Source organism: Rhodoferax sp. GW821-FHT07F03 (assembly GCF_059418745.1).
The window spans coordinates 218,961-243,562 of the sequence record NZ_JBWKQM010000004.1; the positions used below are offsets into that span (position 1 = coordinate 218,961).

At 60.4% G+C, this 24,602-nt stretch carries 20 protein-coding genes and 1 pseudogene; 11 read left to right on the top strand and 10 right to left on the bottom strand.

Annotation, left to right across the window (positions count from 1 at the left end; all coding sequences use genetic code 11):
- Window positions 1-11 precede the first annotated feature (11 nt).
- The 3 genes from AC07R0_RS07455 to AC07R0_RS07465 all read left to right on the top strand — a co-directional run bounded on the left by AC07R0_RS07455 (window position 12) and on the right by AC07R0_RS07465 (window position 5,332).
- Entirely contained in the window at window positions 12-4,181 is a 4,170-nt protein-coding gene (locus AC07R0_RS07455; protein WP_495104340.1) for a pilus assembly protein, read from the top strand.
- A gap of 10 nt (window positions 4,182-4,191) precedes the next feature.
- Complete coding sequence (locus tag AC07R0_RS07460; protein ID WP_495104341.1) at window positions 4,192-4,770, top strand: energy transducer TonB; 579 nt, start codon at window positions 4,192-4,194, stop codon at window positions 4,768-4,770.
- Window positions 4,771-4,996: 226 nt separating this feature from the next.
- Window positions 4,997-5,332 carry a four-helix bundle copper-binding protein gene (locus tag AC07R0_RS07465; protein WP_495104342.1) on the top strand — a complete coding sequence of 112 codons (336 nt, stop codon included), beginning with the start codon at window positions 4,997-4,999 and terminating at the stop codon, window positions 5,330-5,332.
- A 149-nt stretch (window positions 5,333-5,481) separates the two neighbouring features.
- Here the strand turns inward: AC07R0_RS07465 and AC07R0_RS07470 are convergent, their stop codons facing one another.
- Genes AC07R0_RS07470 through AC07R0_RS07480 form a run of 3 tightly spaced genes read right to left on the bottom strand, consistent with a single transcriptional unit; the run spans window position 5,482 to window position 9,444 of the window.
- Window positions 5,482-5,970, bottom strand: a complete 489-nt coding sequence (locus AC07R0_RS07470) for a hypothetical protein (protein ID WP_495104343.1) — start codon at window positions 5,968-5,970, stop codon at window positions 5,482-5,484.
- A gap of 8 nt (window positions 5,971-5,978) precedes the next feature.
- Window positions 5,979-7,181 (bottom strand): MFS transporter, encoded by a 1,203-nt coding sequence (locus AC07R0_RS07475; protein WP_495104344.1) that lies wholly within the window; start codon window positions 7,179-7,181, stop codon window positions 5,979-5,981.
- A gap of 4 nt (window positions 7,182-7,185) precedes the next feature.
- On the bottom strand, window positions 7,186-9,444 hold the full coding sequence (locus AC07R0_RS07480) for an FUSC family protein (protein ID WP_495104345.1): 2,259 nt from the start codon (window positions 9,442-9,444) through the stop codon (window positions 7,186-7,188).
- Between the two features lie 186 nt (window positions 9,445-9,630).
- On the opposite strand from AC07R0_RS07480, the gene AC07R0_RS07485 reads away from it, so the two are divergent.
- The 4 genes from AC07R0_RS07485 to AC07R0_RS07500 all read left to right on the top strand — a co-directional run bounded on the left by AC07R0_RS07485 (window position 9,631) and on the right by AC07R0_RS07500 (window position 13,906).
- Window positions 9,631-10,053 (top strand): nuclease-related domain-containing protein, encoded by a 423-nt coding sequence (locus AC07R0_RS07485; protein WP_495104346.1) that lies wholly within the window; start codon window positions 9,631-9,633, stop codon window positions 10,051-10,053.
- 169 nt (window positions 10,054-10,222) lie between these two features.
- Window positions 10,223-11,452 carry an antiviral reverse transcriptase Drt3a gene (gene drt3a, locus AC07R0_RS07490; protein WP_495104347.1) on the top strand — a complete coding sequence of 410 codons (1,230 nt, stop codon included), beginning with the start codon at window positions 10,223-10,225 and terminating at the stop codon, window positions 11,450-11,452.
- Complete coding sequence (gene drt3b / locus AC07R0_RS07495) at window positions 11,445-13,430, top strand: antiviral reverse transcriptase Drt3b (RefSeq protein WP_495104348.1); 1,986 nt, start codon at window positions 11,445-11,447, stop codon at window positions 13,428-13,430. The genes drt3a and drt3b overlap by 8 nt, the downstream gene beginning before the upstream one ends.
- A 251-nt stretch (window positions 13,431-13,681) precedes the next feature.
- A complete protein-coding gene (locus AC07R0_RS07500) occupies window positions 13,682-13,906 on the top strand; it encodes a hypothetical protein (protein ID WP_495104349.1) in 225 nt (74 codons plus the stop codon).
- Between the two features lie 198 nt (window positions 13,907-14,104).
- Here the strand turns inward: AC07R0_RS07500 and AC07R0_RS07505 are convergent, their stop codons facing one another.
- The 5 genes from AC07R0_RS07505 to ypfH all read right to left on the bottom strand — a co-directional run bounded on the left by AC07R0_RS07505 (window position 14,105) and on the right by ypfH (window position 17,542).
- Window positions 14,105-14,581, bottom strand: coding sequence for a YdeI/OmpD-associated family protein (locus AC07R0_RS07505; protein WP_495104443.1), 477 nt, complete (start codon window positions 14,579-14,581; stop codon window positions 14,105-14,107).
- Window positions 14,582-14,637: 56 nt separating this feature from the next.
- On the bottom strand, window positions 14,638-15,579 hold the full coding sequence (locus AC07R0_RS07510; RefSeq protein ID WP_495104350.1) for a GSU2403 family nucleotidyltransferase fold protein: 942 nt from the start codon (window positions 15,577-15,579) through the stop codon (window positions 14,638-14,640).
- A gap of 510 nt (window positions 15,580-16,089) precedes the next feature.
- Complete coding sequence (locus AC07R0_RS07515) at window positions 16,090-16,395, bottom strand: type II toxin-antitoxin system RelE/ParE family toxin (protein WP_495104351.1); 306 nt, start codon at window positions 16,393-16,395, stop codon at window positions 16,090-16,092.
- An 8-nt stretch (window positions 16,396-16,403) separates the two neighbouring features.
- The gene (locus AC07R0_RS07520; RefSeq protein ID WP_315427213.1) at window positions 16,404-16,688 is read right to left on the bottom strand and encodes a type II toxin -antitoxin system TacA 1-like antitoxin; all 285 of its coding nucleotides are present in this window, start codon (window positions 16,686-16,688) and stop codon (window positions 16,404-16,406) included.
- Window positions 16,689-16,837: 149 nt separating this feature from the next.
- Window positions 16,838-17,542 carry an esterase gene (gene ypfH / locus AC07R0_RS07525; protein WP_495104352.1) on the bottom strand — a complete coding sequence of 235 codons (705 nt, stop codon included), beginning with the start codon at window positions 17,540-17,542 and terminating at the stop codon, window positions 16,838-16,840.
- 241 nt (window positions 17,543-17,783) lie between these two features.
- On the opposite strand from ypfH, the gene AC07R0_RS07530 reads away from it, so the two are divergent.
- Both AC07R0_RS07530 and AC07R0_RS07535 read left to right on the top strand, forming a co-directional pair.
- Window positions 17,784-18,398, top strand: a complete 615-nt coding sequence (locus AC07R0_RS07530) for a type IV toxin-antitoxin system AbiEi family antitoxin domain-containing protein (protein WP_495104353.1) — start codon at window positions 17,784-17,786, stop codon at window positions 18,396-18,398.
- A pseudogene (locus tag AC07R0_RS07535) lies at window positions 18,399-19,253 on the top strand (nucleotidyl transferase AbiEii/AbiGii toxin family protein).
- 87 nt (window positions 19,254-19,340) lie between these two features.
- Here AC07R0_RS07535 and AC07R0_RS07540 read toward each other — a convergent pair.
- Window positions 19,341-20,027, bottom strand: coding sequence for a dienelactone hydrolase family protein (locus AC07R0_RS07540; RefSeq protein WP_495104354.1), 687 nt, complete (start codon window positions 20,025-20,027; stop codon window positions 19,341-19,343).
- Between the two features lie 327 nt (window positions 20,028-20,354).
- On the opposite strand from AC07R0_RS07540, the gene AC07R0_RS07545 reads away from it, so the two are divergent.
- Both AC07R0_RS07545 and AC07R0_RS07550 read left to right on the top strand, forming a co-directional pair.
- Entirely contained in the window at window positions 20,355-22,487 is a 2,133-nt protein-coding gene (locus tag AC07R0_RS07545) for a TPR end-of-group domain-containing protein (protein WP_495104355.1), read from the top strand.
- A gap of 174 nt (window positions 22,488-22,661) precedes the next feature.
- Entirely contained in the window at window positions 22,662-23,042 is a 381-nt protein-coding gene (locus tag AC07R0_RS07550) for a VOC family protein (RefSeq protein WP_495104356.1), read from the top strand.
- Between the two features lie 56 nt (window positions 23,043-23,098).
- Here the strand turns inward: AC07R0_RS07550 and yjjJ are convergent, their stop codons facing one another.
- Window positions 23,099-24,451 (bottom strand): type II toxin-antitoxin system HipA family toxin YjjJ, encoded by a 1,353-nt coding sequence (gene yjjJ / locus AC07R0_RS07555; RefSeq protein ID WP_495104357.1) that lies wholly within the window; start codon window positions 24,449-24,451, stop codon window positions 23,099-23,101.
- Between the last annotated feature and the right edge of the window lie 151 nt (window positions 24,452-24,602).

Consider the following 24,602-nt stretch of genomic DNA (forward strand, 5'->3'; position numbering starts at 1 on the left):
AGGAGTTCGCCATGTTGATTTCTATCCTTCGCTCATATCTGGCCCGGGGGCTGACGGCCGCCTTGCTGGCCGTGGCCTGTGCCGCGCTGAGCTTGCCGGCATGCGCTATTGACCTGGCCGACTACCCCTTGTTCTCTACCGTCAAGGTGCCAGGTAATCTGGCCCTGGCCTTGTCGGTGGAGTGGCCCACGGCCACCACCTCGGCTTATATGAGCACCACGGCCTATGCCACAGGCAGTACCTTCATCGGCTACTTCGACTCCGAGAAGTGCTACCAATACGTCTATAACTCCACCACGCCGTCCAGCAGCTACTTCTTGCCCATCAGTGCTGCCAGCAGCCATTCCTGCGCCAGTGCCACCCAGCCCGCATGGAGCGGCAACTACCTGAACTGGGCGTCCATGCAAACCTTGGACGAATTCCGCTGGATCATGACCGGTGGCTACCGCAGTACCGACACCAATACCGGCTCGACTACCGACACCATCCTGACCAAAACCTATGCGGTCAATGACAGCACCACCTCGGCCCCTGACAAGGCCACCACCACCGCCACACTGACCGCATCCGGTACACCCTTCACCGGCTGGACCACGGCCTCGTCCCGCATCCGCGCCCTGGGCAATCGCATGTGGATCACCAGCGGTGGTGATCTGACCAATGCATCGACCTCGGGCACTGGTACCAAAGCCCTGGTGGACTATTCCAGCCAGGGCAGCAGTGCCAGCAGCACCAGCGTTTATCAGCTGTACATCAATGTGGCGGTCTGCATATCGGCCACGTTGAAAGAGGACAACTGTGTGCTGTACGGCAGCACCTACAAACCCGAAGGCCTGATGCAGACCTACGCCATGCAGCTGCGCTTCTCGGCCTTTAGCTACCTCAACCATAGCGGCGACAGTAGTGTGACCGGGCAGCAGCGAAACGGCGGGGTCCTGCGCGCACGTATGAACTACATTGGCCCTTACCAGCCGGTGCCCGGCTCTGCAGATATCACCAACGCCGGTACCGTCACGATCGATGGCACTGCGCTCAACGGTGGCTATCCCGAGTGGAGCGCCACGACCGGCATCATGGCAACCAACCCGGACTACAACGACGCCTCAGATACGGTCAGCACCTTTGGTCTATCGTCTACCGCCGTAGTCCAAAGCGGAGTGATGAATTACCTGAACAAGTTTGGCAATTACTCGCATACCTATAAATCCAAAGACCCGGTTTCCGAGTTGTACAACACGGTGCTGCGCTACTACAAAGGTCTGGCGAACTGGGCGCCATACACATCCGCCACCTCTCAATCTAGTACCACCGCGACTACCACAGCGACTGCTTCGACCTATGCCACCTACGCAGATGGCTTTCCCGTCATCACCAAGTGGCGGGTGAGCGATAGCAGCAGCATGGGGGCCGACCCTATCCTCTATTCCTGCCAGAAAAACTTTATTTTGGGGATGGGCGACGTGAACACCCATCGCGATGCCAATCTGTATGGCAGTACTCTGCGCTCGGGCAGCACCCTCGATGCCACCCCCACCTATCCCACAGACGACACTTCCGTGAACGTGGCTACAGCCACCAATATGGTCGGCACGCTGGAGGGTAACTCCTCCCTGGGCAGTCTCTACGGCGATACCGGCAGCAGCACCTGCAGCACCAGCACCTACCAGCAGTGCGAGACCTACTACATCGCCGGCCTGGCCTACGACGCCCACACCGTGGACTTGCGTTCGGACTGGACCGGCACCCAAACCATCAACACCTACTGGTTGGACGTGATGGAGAACCAGACCTACCGCCACAAGAACCAGTACTGGCTGGCCGCCAAGTACGGCGGCTTTACCGTGCCCAGCGGTTTCTCGCCCTATTCCAGCAGCAACAGCACTAGTACTTTGTCCGACAGCACCTGGTACACCAATTCAGACACCAATTCTGGTTTGACTACCATTACGCAGGCCACTCAATCGGGCAGTACCAGCGTCACGTTCTCCACTGACACCACCTACGACAAGCGTCCCGACAACTATTACTTCGGCAGCTCCCCGGCCACCATGAAGTCCAGCCTGACGGCAGCCTTCAACAAGATTTCCAGCGAGCTGAGCTCGGCCAATAGCACCACCTACGCCATGGCCTCGCCCAACGTGGTGACCGGTAGCGCCAGCTATTCCGCCAGTTACGATCCTTCCAACTGGACGGGCAGCGTGATCGGCGCCACCGTGGCCTACGATACCAGCGGCAACGCCACCATGACCGCGCAGTGGAATGCCCGCGACCTGCTGGAGGCCACGACCAGCCCCGCCAGCACACGCAAGATCATCACCTACTGCGACAGCGCCACCACGCCCGCAGGAATTGCTTTCACCGCCACGGCTATGGCCGCCTGCCCCACCACCGGGCGGCTGTACTACCCCTCGTTCGCCAGCATCACCGGCACCACGTCCACCTCCAGCACGGCGGCGGCGGACTACCTGGCCTATCTGCGCGGCGACCGTACCAACGAACTCAGCGCCACCGTCACCGCCACCAACCGCATCTACCGCAAGCGCAGCTATCTGCTGGGCGACTTTGTGGGCTCCAAAACCACCGCCGTGGGCGCGCCCAGCATGCCCTATTACGAGATGTACAACCTGGGCTACACCGCCTTCAAGCAAAGCTACGCCAGCCGTAAAACCGTGGTGTTCGCAGGCTCGAACGACGGCATGCTGCACGCGTTCGACGGCACCATGCCCGGCACTACTAGCACATCCACCACGGCCAGCTGCTCCACCTGCGGGCAAGAGCTGTTTGGCTTCATACCCAGCTTCGTCTACGGCACATCGTCCACCGCTGCCACCTCGGGCCTGGCGTCTTTCGGCAGCCCTACGCGTTCCCACTATTACCTGGTGGACGCCACGCCGCTGGACTTCGATGTGGACGTCAGCAAGGTCTGCAGCAGCGACACCAGCACCACTACGGCGGTGTGCAGCAAGGTCAGCACCACGCCGGACTGGCGCACCCTGCTGATCGGCGGCCTGGGCAAGGGCGGCAAGGGCTACTACGCGATGGATGTCACCAACCCCGGCACGCCCGAGACCACCAGCAGCGGTGTCACAACCAGCGCCACCTACGGCGACTGGACCAGCGAGACCAACCTGGCCGCCAAGCTGCTGTGGGAGTTCCCCAAGACCAGCGACACCACCACCATCGCCCGCATGGGCTACAGCTTCGGCGCGCCCTCGGTCATGAAAACGGCCAAGTACGGCTGGGTGGTTGTCTTCACCTCTGGCTATAACAACAGCGACGGCAAAGGCTACTTCTTCTTCGTCAACCCACGCACCGGCGCCTTGCTGGAAACCGTGGTCACGACGGAGGGCAGCACCACCACACCGCTGAACATGGCCCATGCGTCGGCCTACACCTATAACCAGACCGACTACACCGCCGACGCCATCTACGCCGGCGACCTGCAGGGCAATCTGTGGCGCGTGGACCTGACCGGCACCACCGCCGCCTATTCCATCGTCAAGATGGCCACCTTGTACAAGACCTCCGGCACGCCCCAGCCCGTGACCACCCGCCCCCTGATCGAGGTAGACCCCTCCACCAACAAGCGCTATGTGCTGGTAGGTACCGGCCGCCTGCTGGCCGATAGCGATATCAGCAGCACGGCCATCCAAAGCATCTATTCCATCTACGACGGTACCGTGGGCAACGGCGCCTTCCAGGCCGCCAGCGTCTACGCCACGCCGCTGACCCGCAGCAGCCTGGAGGCCAATACCAGCCTGCTCACCGGCATTGGCAGCGCGCCCACCTCTACCAGCGGCTGGTACTTCGACCTGTCGGCATCCACCACCAGCCCCTATGTGGCCGAGCGCGTCAACGTGACCCCCACGGCCTACAGCGGCTCGGCATTCTTTGGCGTGAACTTGCCCAATGGCAGCGTGTGCAGCCCTTCGGGCACGGGCTATGTATTGGGCTTCAGTATCTCCACCGGCAAGAGTGTGTTGACCGACAGCTCGAGTACCTTGATCGCCAAATCCAGCACCATGTCCGGCGTCATCACCGATCTGGTGGTGCAAAACGTGAACGGCAAGCTGCGTGTATTGGCCGGCGACAGCACCGGCACCACCGCCACCACGCCCGCCACCTTGACCACTGCCACTGGCGTGCGGCGCCTGAACTGGCGCGAAGTCTCCGCGCAGTAGGCCGATGGGCATGGCTGGCATGGCGTGGGTGAAGAAGCGGGGTGTGCTGGTCGGCGCCATCTTGCTGTCCTTGCTGGGGCATGTGGCGGTATGGTGGGGCTTGCAGTCGGCCATGCCCCATACACCGCCTGTGTCTGCGGTGCAGGCCGCCCCTGTGCTGCAGGTACAGCTGCTGTCGTCTCCATCCGCCGTGGCGTCGATTACGCAAGTTGCCCGCGTGCCGGTTCCGTCGGCTGTGGCTGCGTACCCACCTCTGTCCCCGCCTCCAGCGACCGCTGCGCAGGCCGAGCCAGACCCGTTCATTCCCGCCGAGCTGCTCGACCATCCTCTGGTCCCCCGGTCCGCACCCGACATGGCGCTGCTGGACGGCCTGAGCTTCACCGGCCTGCCTGTGCGTCTGCGTCTGTACGTGGACGCCCTGGGCCACGTGGTCGATGTGGTGGTGCTGCAGGCCGACGCGGGCGACGAAGAGGCTGTGACCCACATGAAGGCCATGTTCCTGGCCACGGCCTACATCCCCGGCCAGCTGCAGGGGGCGGCCGTGCCGGTTCGGCAGGATATTGAGCTGAGCTTGGGCGATGCGTCTTAACGCCTCGTACTCCATCTCTCTGGTAGCCGGTGGGTTCAAGTAACCCGTGGGGCCAAACCACCCGCTCAAGGCCTGCAGCGCCACCGACTCCTTCCGCGTTATATGGGACTACGGCGGTGCGAGCACTTGACCTACAGCCCTTCTGGTGCGGTCTCCATACACTGAATTCCTGACCTCGGTGTCGGCGCAACGAAGAGCCCCGGCACACCAGTTGAAGGAGTATGCGATGTCTCACGAAACGTCTAGCGCGTGCATGCAAGCCTGCACTAGCTGCGCGACAGTTTGTAACCATTGCGCTGCGGCATGCCTGAAGGAATTCGACGTCCAGGCCATGACCAAGTGCATTGCGCTGGATACGGACTGCGCTCAGATCTGCACCGTAGCGGCCGCAATGATGGCGCGAGGCAGTGGCCATCTGCAGGAAATCTGCAAAGCGTGCGCCGTTATCTGCCAGTCGTGCGGTGACGAATGTGCGAAGCACGACATGGAGCACTGCCAGGCATGCGCGAAGGCCTGCCATCGCTGCGCTGAAGAGTGCCGCAAGATAGCCGCAACGGCCTGAACCAGAACCCATGGAACCGAAATAGCCGTGAAATTCCGGCTCGATGCGGCGGCAAGCGCCGTCCTGGCTTATTGACTGCAGCGGATTATAGAGAAAACATGCCCCTGGCGTAGGAAATTCCTGCGCCAGCAGCTATCAATTAAATAGCACTATCGTGGTTTGGCAAAGCTGCCATCGGCCCAGGCTACGGCGCTGCTGCGGTCCAGCTTGAAGCTGGGCGCCACGCGCACCTCGGCCAGGGTGTCGCCGTTATCGTCTTCGGCGCGCAGGGTGGCGCTGGGGTTGTCTTCGTCGGGCGTGATGTCCAGGTAGACGGTGACGCGGCCTGCGTTGGCCGTGACGGTGATGCTCTGGTGCAGGCTGGCGTGCAACTGCTGCTCGTGGCGGCGCACGAACTCATTGGCCGTCTTCACCAGGGTGCTGAAGGCGCTGCTGTCCAGCGGCTTGGGGTTCTTTTTGTCGCGGCCCATGGTCCAGGGGCCTACCAGCGCGGGCTCGGGCTCGCCGTCTTTCAGCATGGCCACGGCCCAGCCGTCGTCGTCTTCGTTCTTGATGACCTGGGCGGTCCAGCCGTCGCCGGTCCAGAGGCGGGGTTCTTGTATCTTCGGGGAAGCTTCGTTCAGTGGGTCGTTAGGCATGTGAAATTTTAAACGCCCGGTTTTTGCACCTTGGGCTGCCAGGCCAGCCCCAGCAGCGCCACGCCGCAAAAGCCCGCCCCCGCATAAAACGTGGCCGCCGCGCCCAGCCCGTCCCACAGCAGGCCGGCTAGCACACTGGCCACCAGCATGGCCAGGCCGCTGACCAGGTTGAACAGGCCGTAGGCCGTGCCGCGCAGCGTGGCCGGCGCGGTGTCGGCCACCATGGTGGCCAGCAGGCCCTGGGTCATGCCCATGTGCACACCCCACAGCGCCACGCCGGCCAGCACCACGCCCCAGTGGCTGCTGTGTGCCAGCACCAGGTCGGCGGCCACCAGTACCAGCAGGCCTATGGCCAGCAACTGCTTGTGGCCCATGCGGTCCGACAGCTTGCCAAACGGGTAGGCCGACGCGGCGTACACCAGATTCATCGCCACCATGACCAGCGGCACCAGGGCCACAGGCATGCCGCCCTGCTGCGCGCGCAGCACCAGAAATGCCTCGCTGAAGCGCGCCAGCGTGAACACCGCGCCTATGGTCACCACCCACCAGTAGGCCGGGCTGAGCTGGCGCAGGTTGTCGCGGCTGATGGGGTTGCTGCGTTTGGCGCCGGGCTGGGGCGCGGGCTCCTGCAGGCCAAAGAACAGCAGGGCCACGGCCAGCGCACCCGGCACTACCGCCACCCAGAACACCGCGCGGAAGTCGTTGGCCCACAGCAGCATTAGCCCCACGGCCAGCAGCGGCCCGGTGAATGCGCCCACCGTGTCCAGCGATTGGCGCAGGCCAAACGCTGCGCCGCGCAGATGGGGCGGCGTGATGTCTGCCACCAGCGCGTCGCGTGGCGCACCGCGTATGCCCTTGCCCACCCGGTCCAGCAGGCGCGCCGTCAGCACCAGGCCCATGCCGGGGGCGATGGCAAACAGTGGCTTGGTCAGCGCGCCCAGGCCGTAGCCTAGCAGGGCCAAGCCCTTGCGCTTGCCCAGGTAGTCGCTCAGCGTGCCCGAGAACACCTTCACGATCAACGCGGTGGACTCGGCCAGCCCCTCGATGATGCCCACCGTCAACGCGCTGGTGCCCAGCACCGTCACCATGAACAGCGGCAGCAGGCTGTGCACCATCTCCGAAGAAATATCCATCAGCATGCTGACGAAGCCCAGCACCCAGATGCCGCGCGGTATCTGGCCCAGCGTGCTGGGGGCGTGTGGTGCGGCCATGGGCTCAGCCCGTGCGCTGGGCTTGTGTGGCGGCGCGGCGCAGGTCGCGCGCCATGCCGGTGGCCAGGGCCAGGCGGCGCAGCAGCCAGGGCGTCAGGTCGTCCTGCGTCAGCGGGTCGGGCCGGGGCTGGAAGGGCTTGTCTATCAGCGCCTCGGGGCTTTCTTCGCCACTATCTATCTCGCCATCCAGGCCGGGTATGGCGGTGTCGGGCGTGTCCTTGGGCGGGGCGGTCAGCGCGTCGCTGATCTGCTGCGCGGCCTTCTTAAGAGCCGGTCCGGCCAGGGCCATGTCCAGCTGCGGGCGGCGCAGTAGCAGCAGGGATTTGATGGCCGTCAGCTGCGCCAGCAGCCGATAGCTGCGGCCTTGCACGGCCTCCAGCGGCTCCAGTGCCGGGCGCACCTGGCTGGGCTCGGCCAGGCTGCGCTGGGTGGCTTGTGTCAGGGCCGACAGGCTGTCATACGCCTCGCGCCGCGCCAGCCGCCAGGGCAGGTCCGACGCCTGCGCCGGCTCGCTCAGCGCCAGGGCCAGCTTGGCGTGCTGGCTCTGCGCCTGCAGGCTGCGCCGCACCAGGCCGGGCAGTTGGTTGCGCTCCCAGGCCGGCAGCACGTAGCTGAAGATCCAGGCCAGCGCCGCGCCCAGCAGCGTGTCGCCCACGCGCTCGGCCACCGCAAAGCTGGGCGCCACACCCACCAGCAGCATGTGCGCCTGCAGCAGGCCGGCCAGCGTGGCGAAGATGGTGGTGTACAGGTAGCGCCGCAGCGCAAACGCATGCGCCAGCCCCATGGACAGCGCGGTAATGGCCAGCAGCGTGCGCGCGCCCGGGTGCGTGGCCAGCACGCCCATCACCATCAGGCAGCCCAGCACCGTGCCTGCCACCCGTGCGTCGCGCCGCTGCAGCGTCTGCGCCAGGTTGCCGCGCATCACCACCACGATGGTGGTCAATATCCAGTACTTGTGCGCCGCCCAGGGCAGGTGCTGCGACACCAGGTAGCCCACGCCCACAGCCAGCGTGGCGCGCAGGGCATAGCGCAGCGTGGGCGCGCGCCAGGTCAGCTGACCCAGCAGCGGTGCCCAGGCCCAGCGCGTGGGGCTTACAAACAGCTGCCACTGCGTGCGCACCGCCGCCAGCTCGGGCGGCAGGTCGCCGCGCGCCAGGGCGGCTATGCGTACCGCCTCGTCGTTGATGTGGCTGATGCGGTCTGCCATGCTGTGCAGCAGGGCCACGGCCCGCCGCTCGGCGGGTAGCACCGCCTCGTCCATGAAGCTGTGGCGCGGCGGCAGCGACTTGACCAGGTCGCCGCGCAGCGGTGCTATGGGCGCCAGCGCCTGCAGTCGCTTGCCCAGCAGCAGCGACAGGCTCAGCTGCTCCAGCTGCAGTGCGGTGGTGTTCAGCACCTGCTGCAGCGCGGGCAGGCGCACGGCGCTGCTTTCCACCAGCAACAGCATGTCCAGGTCTAGGTCGCAGGCCAGTTGGTGGTCGCGCGCCTCCAGCAGGCCCAGTAGCACCGCCGCCATGCGCATGCGCGCCGGGTTGGTGGGCGACTCCAGCACCACGTCGCGCGTGTTCTGCAGGTGGTCGGCAAAGGTGGCCTGCTGCTCCAGCATTTTGGCCAGCAGCGCTTGCGGGTCGGCACTGGGTGTAAAGCGCTGCGCCTGGGTGCGCAGAATCTGCGCAAAGCTGTGCATGCACTCGGCCAGCAGCTGCACGCGGTAGCGCCGGTTCAGCCAGTGCGTGGTGCACACGCCCCACACCAGGTACAGCCCCGCGCCCAGCGCAAACCAGCCGCCGTGCACCGCAATCTGGTCCAGCTCGCCCACCGGCGGCGCAGCCATCGAAAACAGCATCGAGAACAGCAGCGAAAACGTCAGCGGCCCGCCGCGCTTGCCCCAGGCCATCACCATCACCGCCAGGAAGGTGCCCGCCACCAGCACCACGCCCAGCAGCAACACGTCCTCGCGCACCAGTTGCACCAGCATGAACAGCGGCGTACCCAGCAGCGGCGCCGGCAGCATCTGCATGATCTTGCGCCGCCGCGGCGCCGGCACGTCCGGCAGGCTGGTGATCAGCACCCCCACCGCCGCGCTGGACGCCCCCGCCAGCCCCGCCGCCTCAAAGATCAGCAACATGATGGCGATCAGCCCCAGCGTCACGCTCAGCCCGTTGGCCACGTAGTGGCTCAGCGCCACGCGCAAGAAGTTTTCGCCGCGGGAGAGGAGGCGTGTGGAGAAGCGGGTGCGTGGGGAGCTAGACGGTGCGGCCATGGGCGGGGAGGGCAGTCATGGCGGGCAATTTAGCAGAGATGCGGGCGGGCGAGGGGCGCGGCGCATGGACTCGCAAATGTCCTCAATTTTGGGGATGCTGCTTTCCTGCGGGGAAGGGCTTGTGGGGCAACATGTAACAACGTTGCAACAAGAGACATGGGGAGGGCGCAAATTGCGCGAATAGGTATGGCCGTTCTGATCCCCTCACTCAGCTCTTGCGTGTCGCGCATGACTTCTGGCGAAAAGCGTTTGGCCGAGCGGCTGGAGCAAAAGCTCGAAGACGAGCACCTGCTGTGGTACGACGTGCCCATGGGGCCGCGCAACACCCACCCCGAATTTTGCGTGATGCACCCGCGCCGCGGCATTCTGGTGCTGGAGGTGAAAGACTGGAAGCCCAGCACCATCTTGCAGGTCGACAAGCAAAACTGGGAAATCCTGGGCGACGGCGGCCCCAAGACAGTGATCAACCCGCTGGAGCAAGCCCGCCAGTACGCGCACCAAGTAGTCAAGTCGCGGGAGCGCGACGCGCAGCTGGTGCATGCCTGCCAATTCGCTTCTGTTTCTCACACCCCAAGCTTCTTACGTGTACTAAAAATCAGTCAAGGATAAAAGAAGCGCGGGTTCATGCAACTGCATGAGTCGGATATTCAGCAACTGGCAGCTGGTTATCGCCTCGTATGTGCATGTCTTTATGTCCGGTAACGGCTGGCGCGTACAGCACGAGCTGGAATTAAGACTGAAAACTATTCGAAATATTATCGAAAAGGCCTGATGGTTCATGTTAAATCAAAATTTCTCAGCAAAGAATTTTCTACGACTTCTTGATAAGCGCGACATTTTTAAGTATGGATTGGGAGATAGTGTCGAGGACTACATGTTGAAGCTCGAAGGCGCTTCAGCCTCAATTGGAAAAGAACATTTCCAGTTTTCTCCGTTCAAGAAATACTCCCTTTCACATGGGGACGTCATTTCACCATCTCGCCTAGAAGACGATTTTGGACTTCGCAAACTCAATGACAATATTAAAAGGGTTTTTAATATCGGTACGATTGATAGAAATCGGATTATTCCCCAAGTCAAAGTTCTACTCGCAGAGGATGGCGAGTACTGGATGCAAAAGTTAGATATCCGAAAGTTTTTTGAATCGATTGATAGGCAAGCTATTCAAAAAATAGTTTGCGATGATCCACGTCTTTCGTACGAGTCAAAGGCATTACTTGAGAAATTATTTTCTTCTCCAGATGTTATTTCGACCCCAGGACTCAAGCGAGGTATAGCGCTGAGCTCCACGCTTTCTGAGCTGTACATGCGAAAGTTCGATACTGCTTGTCGGATGCTAGATCAAGCTTACTTTTACACACGTTATGTAGATGACATTATTATTCTTTTTCACGAAAGACCAGTCGACATACTTGACAGGCTAGCTGAGCAGCTTCCGCCTGGTCTTTCATTCAATACCGAAAAATGCACATTTCTTCATCGACCAAAAGAAGGCTCCGTAGTCGTTTCTGATGGAAGGCAATGCATTACATATTTGGGATATGAATTTAATTACGTCACAATTGGTGCAAAAAAGGCGTCTAAATTGGAGGTTGGAATTGCATCTAAAAAAATCCAAAAAATCAAGACGCGCATAGCATTGTCATTATTTGATTTTTGCAAACATAAAAACTATGATTTACTAAAGAATAGATTGAGATTTATTTCTAGTAATTATCAAATAGGCGATGACTCAGGCAGTGGAAAATTGTATGCGGGCATTCACTACAACCACAGTCTGATTGATGCGTCTCGACTCTCTGATCTCCGATCAATTGACGAGTTTGTCCGTCGGGCCGTATTTTCCAAAAAAGGAGCTTTGGGTAAACGACTAAACCCATTATTAACAGTGGCTCAGCGCAGAGAACTCTGCCAGCTCTCACTTTTCAACGGGCATCAGAAGAAAATTGTTCGCCCATTTGAACGATCTGAGTTTCGTGAAATTAAAAGTATTTGGAATCATGTCTAAATCTATTCCTATTAAAGTGAGAGTGCGAAAGACGGACAATTTTCGAGCCATACTAACGGAAACTCTTCCATACGAAGTACCCATGCTTTTTTCCAATGAAGGGCTGTATTTCGCGGCCAAGGCGGGCATTGTTGAGCAGTTCGATACAAAGCATGGGTTGGAAGTCTTCAAGCAACGTCCAAACATTCCTTACAAGTACAAAATAAAGAAAAATGCCTATGAATCACGGGGATTAGCTGTGATGCACCCTGCGCAGCAGATTTATTTTGGTGATTTCTATTCTAAGTATGACCATCTAATTGTTGCTCTCTGCCAGAGGAGTCCATTTTCTTTGAGGGCACCTGGAGCAATTGCAAGCTACTTCGTAGAACGCCGACGAGTAGCGCAAGCGGTTGGAGGTGCAGCTAAAAGTGTTGAGCAAATTGAGAACGGCTTCAGTACAGTGTCAGGTGTTGCGACATCATATTTTTCTTATAAAAAATATTCATTGATGTTTCGCTTCTATGATTCAACTGAGTTTTTAACATTGGAAAAGAAATTCAAATTTTTGACTAAATTGGATATCTCCGACTGCTTCAACAGAATATATACCCACACAATTGCTTGGGCAACCAAGAGCAAGGCGTATGCAAAAAAGAACATAAAGCGCGATTCTTTCGAGAACGAGTTTGATAAACTCATGCAAAACACCAATCACGGAGAAACCGCAGGGATAATTGTTGGACCCGAATCATCGCGTATTTTTGCGGAAGTCATTCTTCAACGTATTGATTTAGATATTTTGAAAAGCGCTGCAAAAAATGACTTAATGGATGGCGTCCACTATACCATTCGTCGGTATGTGGATGATTATTTCATTTATTCAAATTCCGAGCAGGCGCGGGAGATTTTAAAGGTAATTGTTTCTGAGTGTTTGTTGGAATACCGACTGGCAGTAAATTCATCTAAAACGATAGACCACACTCGTCCTTTTGTGACTGGGCCCTCAATATCTCGACATAAGATTTCTGTAGATATCACCGTTTTTTTTGATAAATGTCGCGTATTGGAAGAGCATGCCGATCCGCATGGTGAGGTCTCCAGGCGGTTCAAAATTCGTGCAATAGGCAACGTGAGTGCGCTAACAAATCAGACAATTGCATCAATTAAGCGCTCCATCGGCGAACTTGGTTCATATGACGCATGTGCTAATTATTTCTTTGGGACAGTGAAGAAGCTTCTTGGACGCCTCAGAAACCGACCACTAGTTGCTGAAAAAGGAAATTTAGGCGATAGCCTTTACTTCTTTTTTTGTGCCTTAGTCGATATTGTTTTTTTCTATTACTCGATGACGCCGAGGATGCGACAGACCTACGTTACCTCTGAAATCATTCTGATGATTTTGGAAATAATGGATGTGGCGCCAATGGCCTTTCGTGATTCATTGATTCGAAAGATTGTTCACGAATCTAGATTAATTATCGTGCAAGACCTCGTGGGGCGAACAGCTTCCAAAATTGAAGTAATGAATTTACTAATAGTTTTGAAGGAGTTGGGGGGGAGGTATCTTCTTGATCAAGAGGCAATATTTCACGTATTTGGTATTGCTCTAAGTAATGGAGAGCTTCGGTTTGATAAAAAATTCGATTATTTCCAAACTGTTTTGCTGCTTTCTTATGTGGGCGACATGCCCCAATACAATCAACTAGTCAGGTCTGTTGTTTCGCATAGTTTGGGGAAATTTAATGATCCAGATTGGACTCACTATGCTGAGTTTGTATTTTTGTTTTTTGATCTTATTACGTGTCCAAATGTGTCACTTGATGAGCGTACTGCACTCGCGAAGAGTGTGCTACGACATAAATCAGATATCAATCTCAATGCTAGGGCCGCTGCCCTGATTGCCGATATAGGCACAAGACCATGGTTTTTCGCATGGAATGAGCAGGCCAATATTTCATTGGTTTTGAAAAAGAAAGAGTTGCGGACCCCTTACTAATTGACGTAGACTTTAGCCGGGGAATGCAGGTCAGTTTGACCCAGGCCAGAGTTGAGTATTTACTTGACGAATACAAGTTGCAGATAAGGACTTGCACCTAGACCGTACGGCTGTTTGAGTGGGGCCTGGCGCCACGAGAATGGTTGGTCAAAGGACACACGATGGGCCGTGCATTCCCCCCTTCGGGTTTGGCAATGATCGAATGATTGCCTTACTCATCTAGATTGGGCCGTATTTTTTAAATACGCATCATGGCCCATCCTGAACCCCACCAGCATCTCCACGATTCCAACAAAGAGAAAGCTATGTTCAGCTACGTGATGCTCGATGTCAACGACCTTGATGTCTCCAAGAAGTTCTACGACACGTTGCTCGATACGCTAGGCATGGCCCGGGCATATCCAACCACAACGGCATCTGCGCCCGCTATTTCTGACGCAGCCCCGCGGGTAATTTCGGCATCACCGAGTCGCTGAATGTTGAGCCGGCCACGCATGGCAATGGCAGCACCATTGGCTTCAAAATGGAATCGCCCCAAAATCGATGGTGCTGCACGTCAGTGTGCGAGCTGGTTGCTATGTATTTCATAGCTCCTATCGCATATTAAACGGGCGCTACGGGCCAATTTTTCTCGCAAAAAAGCGTGTGCACGCCTCTCGTACTAGCGGAAAATTTCAAGGGCTTTCGCCACGCCCCAACTTCGCCAATAACTCCGCCATGCGCCTCTCCCGGGTTTCCGGGCGCTTGGCGCTGTGCAGCCGGTGGTAGATGGTGAACAGGCTCTGGCGTTTGAGCGTGGCGTAGAAAGCGTGGGCCGCGGGGTCTTGTTGCAGCGCCGCCAAAAAGTCTTCGGGCATCACCATGGTGGCGCTGCCGGCGTAGGCGGTGGCCCAGCGCCCGTCGCTGCGCGCGGCCTCTACGTGCGCCAGGCCGGCGGCTTGCATGCGCCCTTGCTCTATCAGCCGCTCGGCATGCGGCACGTTTTTCTGCGACCAGTTGGAGCGTGCGCGGCGCGGCGTCAGGCGTTGCAGAAACGAGGTGTCGTCCAAGGCCTTGCGCAGGCCGTCGATCCAGCCCCAGTGAATAGCGGCCACCACACAGTCGTCCCAGGTGACGGTGGGCTTGCCGATAGAGCCCTTCGACAGGCTCAGGGCGAACGGTTGTGGTGATACGTCTGAGGTATGTAACTAATCAGGCACGTTTGACATCAAGACTGCGGCAAATATTTGTCCAACAAGGTTTGCACGGTATCCGCCTGAAGCACATCCCTGCGTCGTTTGAGTGCTTCTCGATCGGCCTGGTTGGCCAACCAGCGTTTGAACGCGACAAACGTGGCGGGGTGCACGGTGTTCATGCGCGCCATGGTGCCGTTGGTGGCCACGATGACGGCAGAAAAGGCGGGGGAGTCCAGCAGTACATTGGCACGGCGCGCCTGCACTACCCAGAAGTCTTCGTCTTCATCGCTCAGTTTGATGGGGTGCGGGTCGTCGCCTGCACGCTCGCGGCGGATGATGTCGACTTCAAAGCCGTCTTTGTTGACGGCGGTGTATTTTTGGCCCTTGCGGATGCGAAAGCTGCTGTCCACCTTTTTCAGCACGCCCAGCATGGAGCTATCTACCTTGGCAAGTTGTGTTGAAAAGAGGATGCGCTTGCGGGTGTCCCACAGCAGGTCCATGTCGCGGGTGGTCAGCGTGTCCGAGTCCAGCCGCACCCCGGCAGTGGCCTCATAAGCGTAGAGCGCGTGGGTGCCCACCACGCGGAAGTGCGGGCTCAGTTGGGTGCTGGCTAAACGACCCAGCAGCGCCACCACCAAAGGGTCCACCCGGCCCACGCGCAGAGCGCGGTTTAGGCGCTGGTGTTGTTCCAGGGCGGCTTTGAGGCCAGACACGCGCTCTGCGCTTTCGCGCTTGCGCTTGGTAAAGCGCTCATAAATGGCTTCAGTCTCGGTTGTGCGGGCTCCGAGGCTGGTCTCGGCTCCGGCAGGTGTGGTGCGCACCAGATATTTGGCTTCGGGGGTGGCAGGTGGCCCGGCATGCCAGTACATGCCGCCGCGCACGTGGGCTGCTTCCTCTTGGGCTTCTTCCAAAGCCTCGAAGGTGGAGACGGCATCAATGTATTGGCGTGCAATGGTGGCGCTGGTTTCTAGCATTTCGGTATGTTAGCGTGTTTCTATATTTCATACCGTAAACTATTTAAATTCATGCACTTATGAGTTTTTATTTGGTTTTAATAGGCTCTACTGGAGTATTTGCTAGCGACATGTTTCAAGGACTTTCGCCGCGCGCCAACGAGGACGCTCTGCAAAACTCCCAGCGGTCTGCGGCGTTGCTTTTCTTGCCAATAGCTGCGGCTATGGGCTGCTCAATGCGCCTTGCATCCCATCCCGATCCGCACCACCACATCCTCGCTTAAGTTTTGCAGAGCATCCTTAACTATCAAGAAGCTGACGCGGGGCAACCCGACGATGGAGCCCAAGTTCGCGGAACTCAAGAATTCTGGCCCTTCCGATGCTGAATGCTTCGAGCCTGAGGTGCATTAGCTTTCCTCGGTTGCCAATAGGTCAGACAGCGCCTGGCCTATTGGTAGCTGTGCCTGAATCCCTGATTGTCCAGACCATGTCTGGACAATCAGAAATGGCTGCGCGCCTATGCCAACTTAGCTAAACCCCGTTTTCTCGCTTAAACCCATCCTCCCGCTGCGCCCGCACGGCCAGCACAAACACGGTATCTATCGCCGCCACATAGCGGTACAGCGCCACATAGCCTCGCGTGGCGCGGCCAATGATGAGTTCGCGTTTGCCGTCTTTCACGGGCCGCCCAATCTGCGGGCTGTGGGTCAGGATTTGGATGGCTTCCAAGATGTCGCCAATGCGCTGGGGCGCTGCGGCTGGGTCGAACTGGGCGATGTGTTCAAAGAAACGGTCGAAATCGTCAAAGACTTCCGGGGCCAGCTCGATGTAGGTCATGCGCTGGGTTACTTGGCCATTTTGCGTGCAGCGGGTTTGCGCGCGGGCTCGCCGTTCGCCCGCGCGGCGAGGTAGGCTTTTGCTGCGTCCCATGGCACGGTTTTGCCGCTGGCTTGAATGTTGGCCCAACGCTGATCAGCCAGCGTGTTGAAGGCATTGTCCAGTTCCACCTGCTCCACGGTTTGGGAAATCGCATCCAGAATGAAAGCATGGGCGGTTTTGCCAGCGTGCTGCGCGGCAGCGGCGATGCGGGCTTTGAGGTCGTCTTCAATACGGATGGTGGTGGTGGACATGCTGCAGTCTCCTTGTAGACGTGAAATGGTAGCACATTCGTGCTACATGAAACACGGCGTAAATTGCTTCTCTTTTTATAGCTGTCAGCGCTGAAATTACCAGCGCTAGCAGCCTATTGGGTATCTAGGCAACGGCGCGCGGCAACAGGCTAGCTGCCCTGCTGCTGTGCCGCCGCTTTTTGCACTTCTTCCCATTGGTGTTTGGGAATATGGCCCGTCAGGCGCTCGAGCACCAGGTCCATGACTTCGTCGGTCACTGCATGTGCCAGGAAGGGGATGACGTCTGCCGTCAGGTCGCCGCCCAGCGCCACCAGGCGCTCTGCGGCGGATACGCAGTGGCCGTAGTGGATGACGGGGTCCACCTTGCCGTGGATGAAATGCAGCGTGGTCTTCTCGGGCGCGCTGCTGGGCAGCTGCGCATAGCGGCTTGATAGCACGATGATGCGGGCAGCTAACGCGGGTTCGACCTGCGCGGCTTCCAGCGCCATGGTGGCACCCTGTGCAAAGCCAAAGATGGCCGTGGCACCGTGGCCCACGCCACTCTGGGTTTGCCAGTAGCGCAGGTTGTGCACAAAGGCGGGCACGGCCTGTGTCACGCGCGCGGCGCGCTGCTCGTCATCGATGTCTTGCGTCGGGAACCACTGGCCGCCCACTTCTGCGTCGGCAGGTTGGGACTCTGCCCCGTCGTAGGGGTACGGCGCCTGCACGCTGACGATGAAGGCATGGGGGAAATGCGCGGCCAGGCGCCGCCCCAGGGGCTCCATGTGCCGCGCACTGCCGCCCTCGCCGTGGTGTAGCACCATGAGTTGCTGGGCCGGCAGGGTGGGTTGCTGGATGACGATGGAATCTGACACGAAGAGTCCTTATGGGATATGCCGTGTATTTTCTGCGGGAATGGCTTTGCAGAAGGTAACGGGGGCCTTTTCCAACTCTATGCAAACGCGTGGTAGGCCAGGTAGCGGTGGAACTCGACGCTGACGTCTGCGGCTTTCAGTTTTTCATCCAGCGCGGTAAGCAGACCCGCGCCCGTCAATTTGTTCCATAACATCGTTAACTTATTGAAGTTAACGAATAAATGGAACATACTTGCACGCGATGAACACCGCCTCCCACACCCAGCAGGTACTAGATCTTGCCAGCCAGCAGGGCCTGCTGCGGGCGAGCCAGTTGCAGGCCCTGGGCATAGGGCGTGTGGTGCTGACGCGGCTTATCGCCAGCGGGCAGTTGGAGCGTGTGGGGCGTGGGGTGTACCGCGTGCCGGGCACGCAGGCGTCAGAGCACGAGAGTTTGGCTACCCTGGCCGTCAAGGTGCCGCAGGCGGTGTTTTGCCTGCTGACGGCGCTGCAGTTGCACGGCTTGACCACGCAGTTGCCGCGGCAGGTATGGATCGCCATGCCGCAAGGCAGCCACGCGCCCAGGCTGGACTACCCGCCGGTGAAGATGGTGCAGTTTTCGGGCGAGGCTTACGCTGCGGGGGTAGAAACAATGCAGGTGGAGCAGGTGACTTTGCGGGTGTACAGCGCGGCCAAGACGGTGGCCGATTGCTTCAAGCACCGCAACAAGATTGGGCTGGACGTGGCGATAGAGGCACTCAAAGACGCCTTGGCCCAGAACAAAACCACAGCAGATGAACTGTGGCGCTTCGCCAAGATTTGCCGGGTTGGCAATGTGATGCGACCCTATCTTGAAGCCCTGGGGCAAGGGGGCTGAATGGTACAAGACCTGGCTGCCTCGGTGCGCGCGCGTTTGCTGCAGATTGCCAAGGCAGAGCAAACCGATTTCAACGTCGTGTTGGTGCGTTACGCACTTGAGCGCTTTTTGTATCGGCTGGGCCAGTCTGTACACGCCGAGCGCTTTGTGCTCAAAGGCGCCATGCTGTTCAACCTGTGGTACGCCATGCCCCACCGGCCCACGCGCGATGTGGATTTGTTGGGCTTTGGTGCGAGCGACCTGGGGGCCATAGCGCAGGACTTTCGGACGATTGTGTCGGTCCCGGCTGAAGACGGCCTGGTGTTTGGCGCGGCCAGTGTGGTGGTGGACGAGATCCGCAAAAATGCAGGCTATGCCGGTGCCCGCGTGCTGGTGTCGGCAGAGTTGGCGCGTGCCCGGTGCAAGGTGTAGGTGGACGTGGGGTTTGGCGACGCGGTAACCCCTGGCCCGGTAGACGCCAGCTACCCCGTGTTGCTGCCCGACTTTCCAGCACCGCAGCTACGCACCTACCCGGTCTACACGGTGGTGGCGGAGAAGCTCCACGCCATGGTGCTGCTGGGCATGGCCAACACCAGGGTGAAGGACTATCTGGATTTGTCGGTGTTGCTGGAGCGGGAGACATTGGACCCGGCAACGCTGGCGGCGGCAATTGTTGCCACTTTTGCCCGCCGGGGTACTGCGCTGCCAACAGATACGCCCATGGGGCTGAGTGACGAGTTTGCGCACGATGCCTCGCGCCAGGCATTGTGGGCTGCGTTCCTCAAAAAGAATGCGCTGCAAGCGGCACCGCTGCCCGTCGTGGTCACCGTGCTGCGCACGGCGCTGGTGCCTGCGCTGAATCCGCCATTGCGGTAAATTGCTTCTTTTTTTGTAGCTGCTGGCGCAGATGCCACCTGTGCTAGCAGCCTATTTGGCTTGTAGACGGCCTACATGCCAATCGCATCACCCCAAATGCTTGCCAAAGAACCGCAGCGCCCGGTCCCAGGCCTGCTGGGCCCACACGGGGTCGTACTGCGTGGCCGGGATGCGGCCGGGGCCGACGGCTTCTTCATTGGCAAACGCGTGGTGGGCCAGGTAGCGGTGGAACTCGAAGTCCACGCCGGCTGCACCTAGCTTGTCTTCCAGCGCGGCCACGGTGTCGATCTTGAAGAACTCGTCTTGCGTGGCCCAGTGGCCTTGCAGGGGGATCTTGATCTTGCTGGCGTCTATGTATTCCAGCGGCGGGCAGCCGTACCAGACAACGGCGGCGTCCAGCTCGGGTGCCTGGGCGGCCAGCAGGGTGAGGGCGCCGCCCATGCAGAAGCCGGTCAGGCCCAGCTTGGGTGCGCGGGCCTTCATGAACTGCAGCGCCCCGCGGATGTTCTGGCTGGCGGCGTCGCCGAAGTCCAGGCCGGTCATGAGGTGGTGGGCTTCTTCCTGCTCCACGGTGGCTTTGCCACGGTACAGGTCGGGCACCAGAGCCTGGAAGCCGGCGGTGGCCAGGCGGTCGGCCACGCCCTTGATCTGGTCGTTCAGGCCCCACCATTCCTGGATGACCACAATGGCCGGGGCATCGCTGGCGGCCGGCTCGGCCAGGTAGCCCTGCACGGTTTTGCCATCAGGTCGTGCGTAGTTGACGAGGGTTCCCATTTTTGCTCCTTGTTGTTGAGAGGGTCAGCGCGGTATTGTGGTCAGAACCTGTTGCCGAGGGTGGTGTGGGGGGATTGGGTGTGGGCTGGATGGCGGTCGTGCCGGCGCACCGCACGGGCTTGCAAAGTGGCGCGCTAGTTTTTTGATAGCTGCTTGCGCAAGTGCTATCTGCGCTGGAGGTCGATCTTCTTCGAATATTTTGAGCGGGCTGCTGTGCCGTATGGTTGGGGGGCGTGCCCGTGCGATTGGCCCCATCGAGCCAGCTTTGCACCCGGCCGGTACACGGCGCCGCAGCCCCGACAATGCAAGCCCCACCGCGCTCCCACCATGCCCATGCCACTCTCCTTGCCCCGCTCCTTCGCCACCCTGTGCTCCTGGGCAGCACTGTCCACCGCCCTGGCGGCCAAGCCTGTCGATTCGTACCCCCGGCTGTCCGACAACACCGCTGCCTCGCAGAGCCTGGAGGTGCGCAAGGTCTTGCATGGCGATGTGGATGGGGTGTTTGCCGTGCCGCGCACGCGGCAGGTGGTGGCTGCGGCGGGCGGGTATTTGTGGAAGTTCAGCGCGCAGGGCGAGCTGCTGGATTCGCTGCGCGAGCCTTCCAACCTGTACACCTCGGGCGTGGCGTTCACGCCGCTGTACTACATCGACTGGGTGTTCACCGGCGAGCGGCAGCGCAAGGCCTATGGCCCGCCGTTGAATGGCAATGCGCTGAGCCCCGCCGAGCTGTGGGCCACGCTGGACAAGGCCGACCTGGTGGAGTTTGGCGAAACCGACACCACGGCCTGGGCCTATATCTGGAAGGCGGGCAAGGCGCAGATCATGGACATCACCGCCCACCACAACCAGGTGGATGACTACTGCCACCCGCGTACCCACTCGGCCGAGGCGCTGCGCTGGAACGCCACCTGCCTGGACGGCTACCGCACCCGCCCCCAGGCCTGGAAAGAGGTGGAGCCCGAGCAGTTTGACGGCTACAGCGACAGCCCGCCCCCGCGCGCGACGGTGGTGGACTTTGACCGCCGCAAATACCACATGGAAGAGGGCCTGGGTGGCCAACTGTTTGGCGCCACCATTGGCCGGGCGCTGAAGGCCTGGGGCGTGCCCGGCGGGCTGCCCGAGCGCTATTGGTTTGGCGATGCGCACACGCAGCTGCACGTGGGCAGCGAGGTGATCCAGTTCAAAACCTTTGTGGCCCATGCGCGGGGCGATTACCGCTTCTCCGACATGCGCTGGTGGGACCCGGCGCCGGTGGTGCCCGGTGCCAGCCCCTGGTTCACCCAGCATATGCGGACCTATATGGAACGCTCGGGCGAAGAGGCGCTGCTGCCCTATTACGAAAAAGACATTGGCCTGTATGTGGTGCGCCCCAAGGGCACGGGCCAGCCCGCCGCAGCGCAAGGCCCGCTGCCCGAATGGCGGCCTGTGTTTGAAGGCCCAGATACGCGCAACGCGGCGGTGACCGGCATGGTGGAGTTTGCAGCCCAGCCGTCCGCACACTATTGGCTGCGCAGCCCGCCCCCGGCCAAGCGCTTGGGGGGCATGGGCCCCAAGGTGGACGTACGTGCGCTGTGGCCCACGTTGCGCCAGCTGCCCGCCGCGCTGCAAGTGCAGTGGAACACCGCGTACGACCAGGACGCCACCGTGCTGCGCGTGACGCTGGATGCCGAGGAAACTGCCTCCGCCTTCAAGCAACTGCGCAGCAACAAGGCCCAAGCCGCACCGCTGGAGCTGGTGGTGCGGGTGCCCGACTTGCGCGGCAGCATGGACGGCATGCAGGTGCAACTGCGCAGTGGCAGCACGCTGCTGCCCTTGACGCAGGCGCGCTTCAGCTATGTGCTGAAGCCGCCGGTGGAAAAGGTGTCTGACCACGCCTTGCGCGGCGTGCTACAGACTGCCACGGCCGCCGCCAAGCTGCCGGGCGCCGCGGGCCTGCCCGCCTTCCTGAAGCAGGCGCAGACCTTGGCGCAAGACAAGGAGCGTGCCGAAGCCCTGGCGCCCAACGTCACAGCCGCCTACGCCGAGCTGATCAATGCCTACAACGGGCAGAAGGATTTCAAGGCCGCGGCCACGCTGGTGCGGCACTACCTGCAAGAGGTGCACCCCTTGATCGGCCACTACTGCAAGGATCCTGGCCAGCCCTACAACATCACGGTGATCGCCAGCCAGACGCTGGCCATCTACAGCCAGCTGGCTCCGCAGGACAAGGACCTGGTGCCTGCGGTGATGGCCACGCTGATCGGCCCCAACTTCAACCCGCAAAAGCAAACCAACGGCACGCTGATGTACAACCTGGCCTGCCACTACGCCGTGACCGGCGATAAAGCCCGCATGCTGGAAGCCCTGGCCGTAGCCCGCCGCCTGGGCAAGCGGCCAGAACAGTTCATGGCCGACTCAGACTTTGCGCCGTACCAGAAGGACGCGGAGTTTTTGCAGGCACTGGCGGCCGCACAGCCGTGATGCCAGAGTGGGGCAGGGAGGACATCCGGTCGCCTTTGAACCCCGCGTATTTGCTGCAGTTTTTGTAGCTGCTGGCGCAGGTATTGTCTGCGCTAAGAGCATTTTTTTGGTTTGACCCGTTGATTGTGCCGCTGGCGGGCACTTGCACTGAAATTCTGTTGGAAGGAACCAGCGATGTTTAGCCATGTGATGGTGGGTGTGCGGGACCTGGAGGTCGCCAAGAAGTTTTACGACGCGGTGTTGGGCGCGCTGGGCATAGGCCCTGCCTATCTGCACAAGGGCCGCTACTTTTACCGTAGCCTCACCGGCCTGTTTGGCATTACCTTGCCCATCAACGGCGAGCCCGCCACGCATGGCAATGGCAGCACCATTGGCTTCAGCATGGCCTCGCCCGAGCAGGCCGATGTCTTTCATGCGGCAGGCGTGGCCCATGGCGGCAGCAGCTGCGAAGACCCGCCCGGCTGGCGCCAGGGCGCCGCGGGCCCGCTGTACCTAGCCTACCTGCGCGACCCGGACGGCAACAAGATCTGCGCGATGCACCGGCCGGCTGTTTAGTTTGCTATTGATTTGGCAGCTGCCTTCACTAGAGGCCGATTCCGTTTAAGCGCGTTCTAGACGCTGCCGTTCACATGCACTGCATTGGCGGCGGCGATGGCCCTGAAGTCTGCGGACACCCGTGTGTCGCTGGCGGCGGTGTGCCAGAACGTGGTGGCCAGGGCGCGGGCCTGTTCCCATTCGGGCAGGGTGGCGGCGGTGGGCTGCAGCGGGCGGGCTGCAAAGTCGCGGGGCACCAGCTCGCCGCCCACGGGGGCGTACAGCATGGGCAGCATGTCGTAGGTGGGGGACAGCACCCAGTCGTCGTCTTGCAGCAGTAGCGAGATGTTGCCGTAGTGGCGGTCGGTGTTGGCGATGAGGGTGCCAAACGCCTCCAGCAGGCGTAGCGTGTGGGCGTCGGTGGCGGTAAGCAGATGGCGGGCGGCCATGCGGTTGGCGGTGGCGGCCCAGTTGTCCATGTCGCCGACGTACTGCGCGTCGTATACCTGCAGCGACACCATGCCGATGCGGCCTACTTGCCCCTGTGGCGTGCCAGGTGCCACGCGGTCAAACCGCTCTGACTCCAGAAACACGCGCCCCGCCTCCAGGAACACCTGGGAGCGCGCCGCAGGCAGGCCGGCAGCTTGCAGGGTTTGCAGCGCCAGGTGTTCGCACACCAGCAGGTCGCGTAGGCGTTGGTCCACCGGTGCGTCGCCAGCGGGCGAGAACTTCACCAGCACCGGGCGTCCGGCGGTGATGGTGCAAAACTTGGGCTGCTCGCCCCCGGCGGACGAGCCGCCGTGCGTGCCTTGCATGGCCTGGTCGGCCAGGCGGGGGTAGTCGGCGGCGGAGTCCACCCGCGAGGCGCGCTGGGGCAGGGTGTGAAAGCGCTGGAATGCCGTTTCGCCCAGCACCAGGTTGCCGGGCAGGTCGTCGCCGAACAGGGTGAGGGCGCGCAGCACGTCGTCATCGCTCCACTGGCGCGGGTCGCTGCTGAGTTGCAGCTCGGGGTGGGCGTGGGCCACAAAGCTCGCCAGATTGCGGCCCATGAAGCCCTGGGGCCGCATATCGTCCAGAAACCAGGGCAGGCCGCCGTGCAGGGCGCTGACGCCATCGGCTTCGTCCACCCAAAAGGCTCCGCCCACCAGCGGCACCAGGCGCGCAAATGGCGAGGCCTGGCCCTGGGTGTCGATGCGCATGATGGGCACTTCGTGGCCCACACCAGGCACGGTGCGTGGCAGCACGTAACGCTGCGAGCGCGCGGCCCCCACTTTTTGCACCTGCCCCGACTGGATGAGCGGCGCCAGCGCGCGCGACACCGTGGGCTGGCTCACGCCCAGCAGGGCTTGCAGCTCGGCGCTGGTCAGCACACCGCCTTGGCGGCGCAGGGCTTGCAGGGCGGTTTGGGTCAGGTTGGGGGATGCCGGCATGGATGGATTTATGAATAGATAATTTTTACATAAAACCCATTTAAATCAAATAATTAGAGTCTGCTGTGAATAGATAAATTAAATTCAATGCGGGTTGCGCAGGCAGTGTGGCCGCACGCTGCGAATTTGCTGCGGTTTTGATAGCTGGTAG

What these genes read in the sequence shown, in the direction of transcription:
- AC07R0_RS07540 (WP_495104354.1), bottom strand. Translation starts at nt 20,027, where the DNA reads ATGGGAACCCTCGTCAACTACGCACGACCTGATGGCAAAACCGTGCAG.
- AC07R0_RS07520 (WP_315427213.1), bottom strand. Translation starts at nt 16,688, where the DNA reads ATGTCCACCACCACCATCCGTATTGAAGACGACCTCAAAGCCCGCATC.
- AC07R0_RS07470 (WP_495104343.1), bottom strand. Translation starts at nt 5,970, where the DNA reads ATGCCTAACGACCCACTGAACGAAGCTTCCCCGAAGATACAAGAACCC.
- AC07R0_RS07545 (WP_495104355.1), top strand. Translation starts at nt 20,355, where the DNA reads ATGCCCATGCCACTCTCCTTGCCCCGCTCCTTCGCCACCCTGTGCTCC.
- AC07R0_RS07510 (WP_495104350.1), bottom strand. Translation starts at nt 15,579, where the DNA reads ATGCTAGAAACCAGCGCCACCATTGCACGCCAATACATTGATGCCGTC.
- AC07R0_RS07455 (WP_495104340.1), top strand. Translation starts at nt 12, where the DNA reads ATGTTGATTTCTATCCTTCGCTCATATCTGGCCCGGGGGCTGACGGCC.
- AC07R0_RS07515 (WP_495104351.1), bottom strand. Translation starts at nt 16,395, where the DNA reads ATGACCTACATCGAGCTGGCCCCGGAAGTCTTTGACGATTTCGACCGT.
- AC07R0_RS07465 (WP_495104342.1), top strand. Translation starts at nt 4,997, where the DNA reads ATGTCTCACGAAACGTCTAGCGCGTGCATGCAAGCCTGCACTAGCTGC.
- AC07R0_RS07500 (WP_495104349.1), top strand. Translation starts at nt 13,682, where the DNA reads ATGGCCCATCCTGAACCCCACCAGCATCTCCACGATTCCAACAAAGAG.
- AC07R0_RS07485 (WP_495104346.1), top strand. Translation starts at nt 9,631, where the DNA reads ATGGCCGTTCTGATCCCCTCACTCAGCTCTTGCGTGTCGCGCATGACT.
- AC07R0_RS07475 (WP_495104344.1), bottom strand. Translation starts at nt 7,181, where the DNA reads ATGGCCGCACCACACGCCCCCAGCACGCTGGGCCAGATACCGCGCGGC.
- drt3b (WP_495104348.1), top strand. Translation starts at nt 11,445, where the DNA reads ATGTCTAAATCTATTCCTATTAAAGTGAGAGTGCGAAAGACGGACAAT.
- drt3a (WP_495104347.1), top strand. Translation starts at nt 10,223, where the DNA reads ATGTTAAATCAAAATTTCTCAGCAAAGAATTTTCTACGACTTCTTGAT.
- AC07R0_RS07480 (WP_495104345.1), bottom strand. Translation starts at nt 9,444, where the DNA reads ATGGCCGCACCGTCTAGCTCCCCACGCACCCGCTTCTCCACACGCCTC.
- yjjJ (WP_495104357.1), bottom strand. Translation starts at nt 24,451, where the DNA reads ATGCCGGCATCCCCCAACCTGACCCAAACCGCCCTGCAAGCCCTGCGC.
- AC07R0_RS07550 (WP_495104356.1), top strand. Translation starts at nt 22,662, where the DNA reads ATGTTTAGCCATGTGATGGTGGGTGTGCGGGACCTGGAGGTCGCCAAG.
- AC07R0_RS07530 (WP_495104353.1), top strand. Translation starts at nt 17,784, where the DNA reads ATGAACACCGCCTCCCACACCCAGCAGGTACTAGATCTTGCCAGCCAG.
- AC07R0_RS07460 (WP_495104341.1), top strand. Translation starts at nt 4,192, where the DNA reads ATGGCTGGCATGGCGTGGGTGAAGAAGCGGGGTGTGCTGGTCGGCGCC.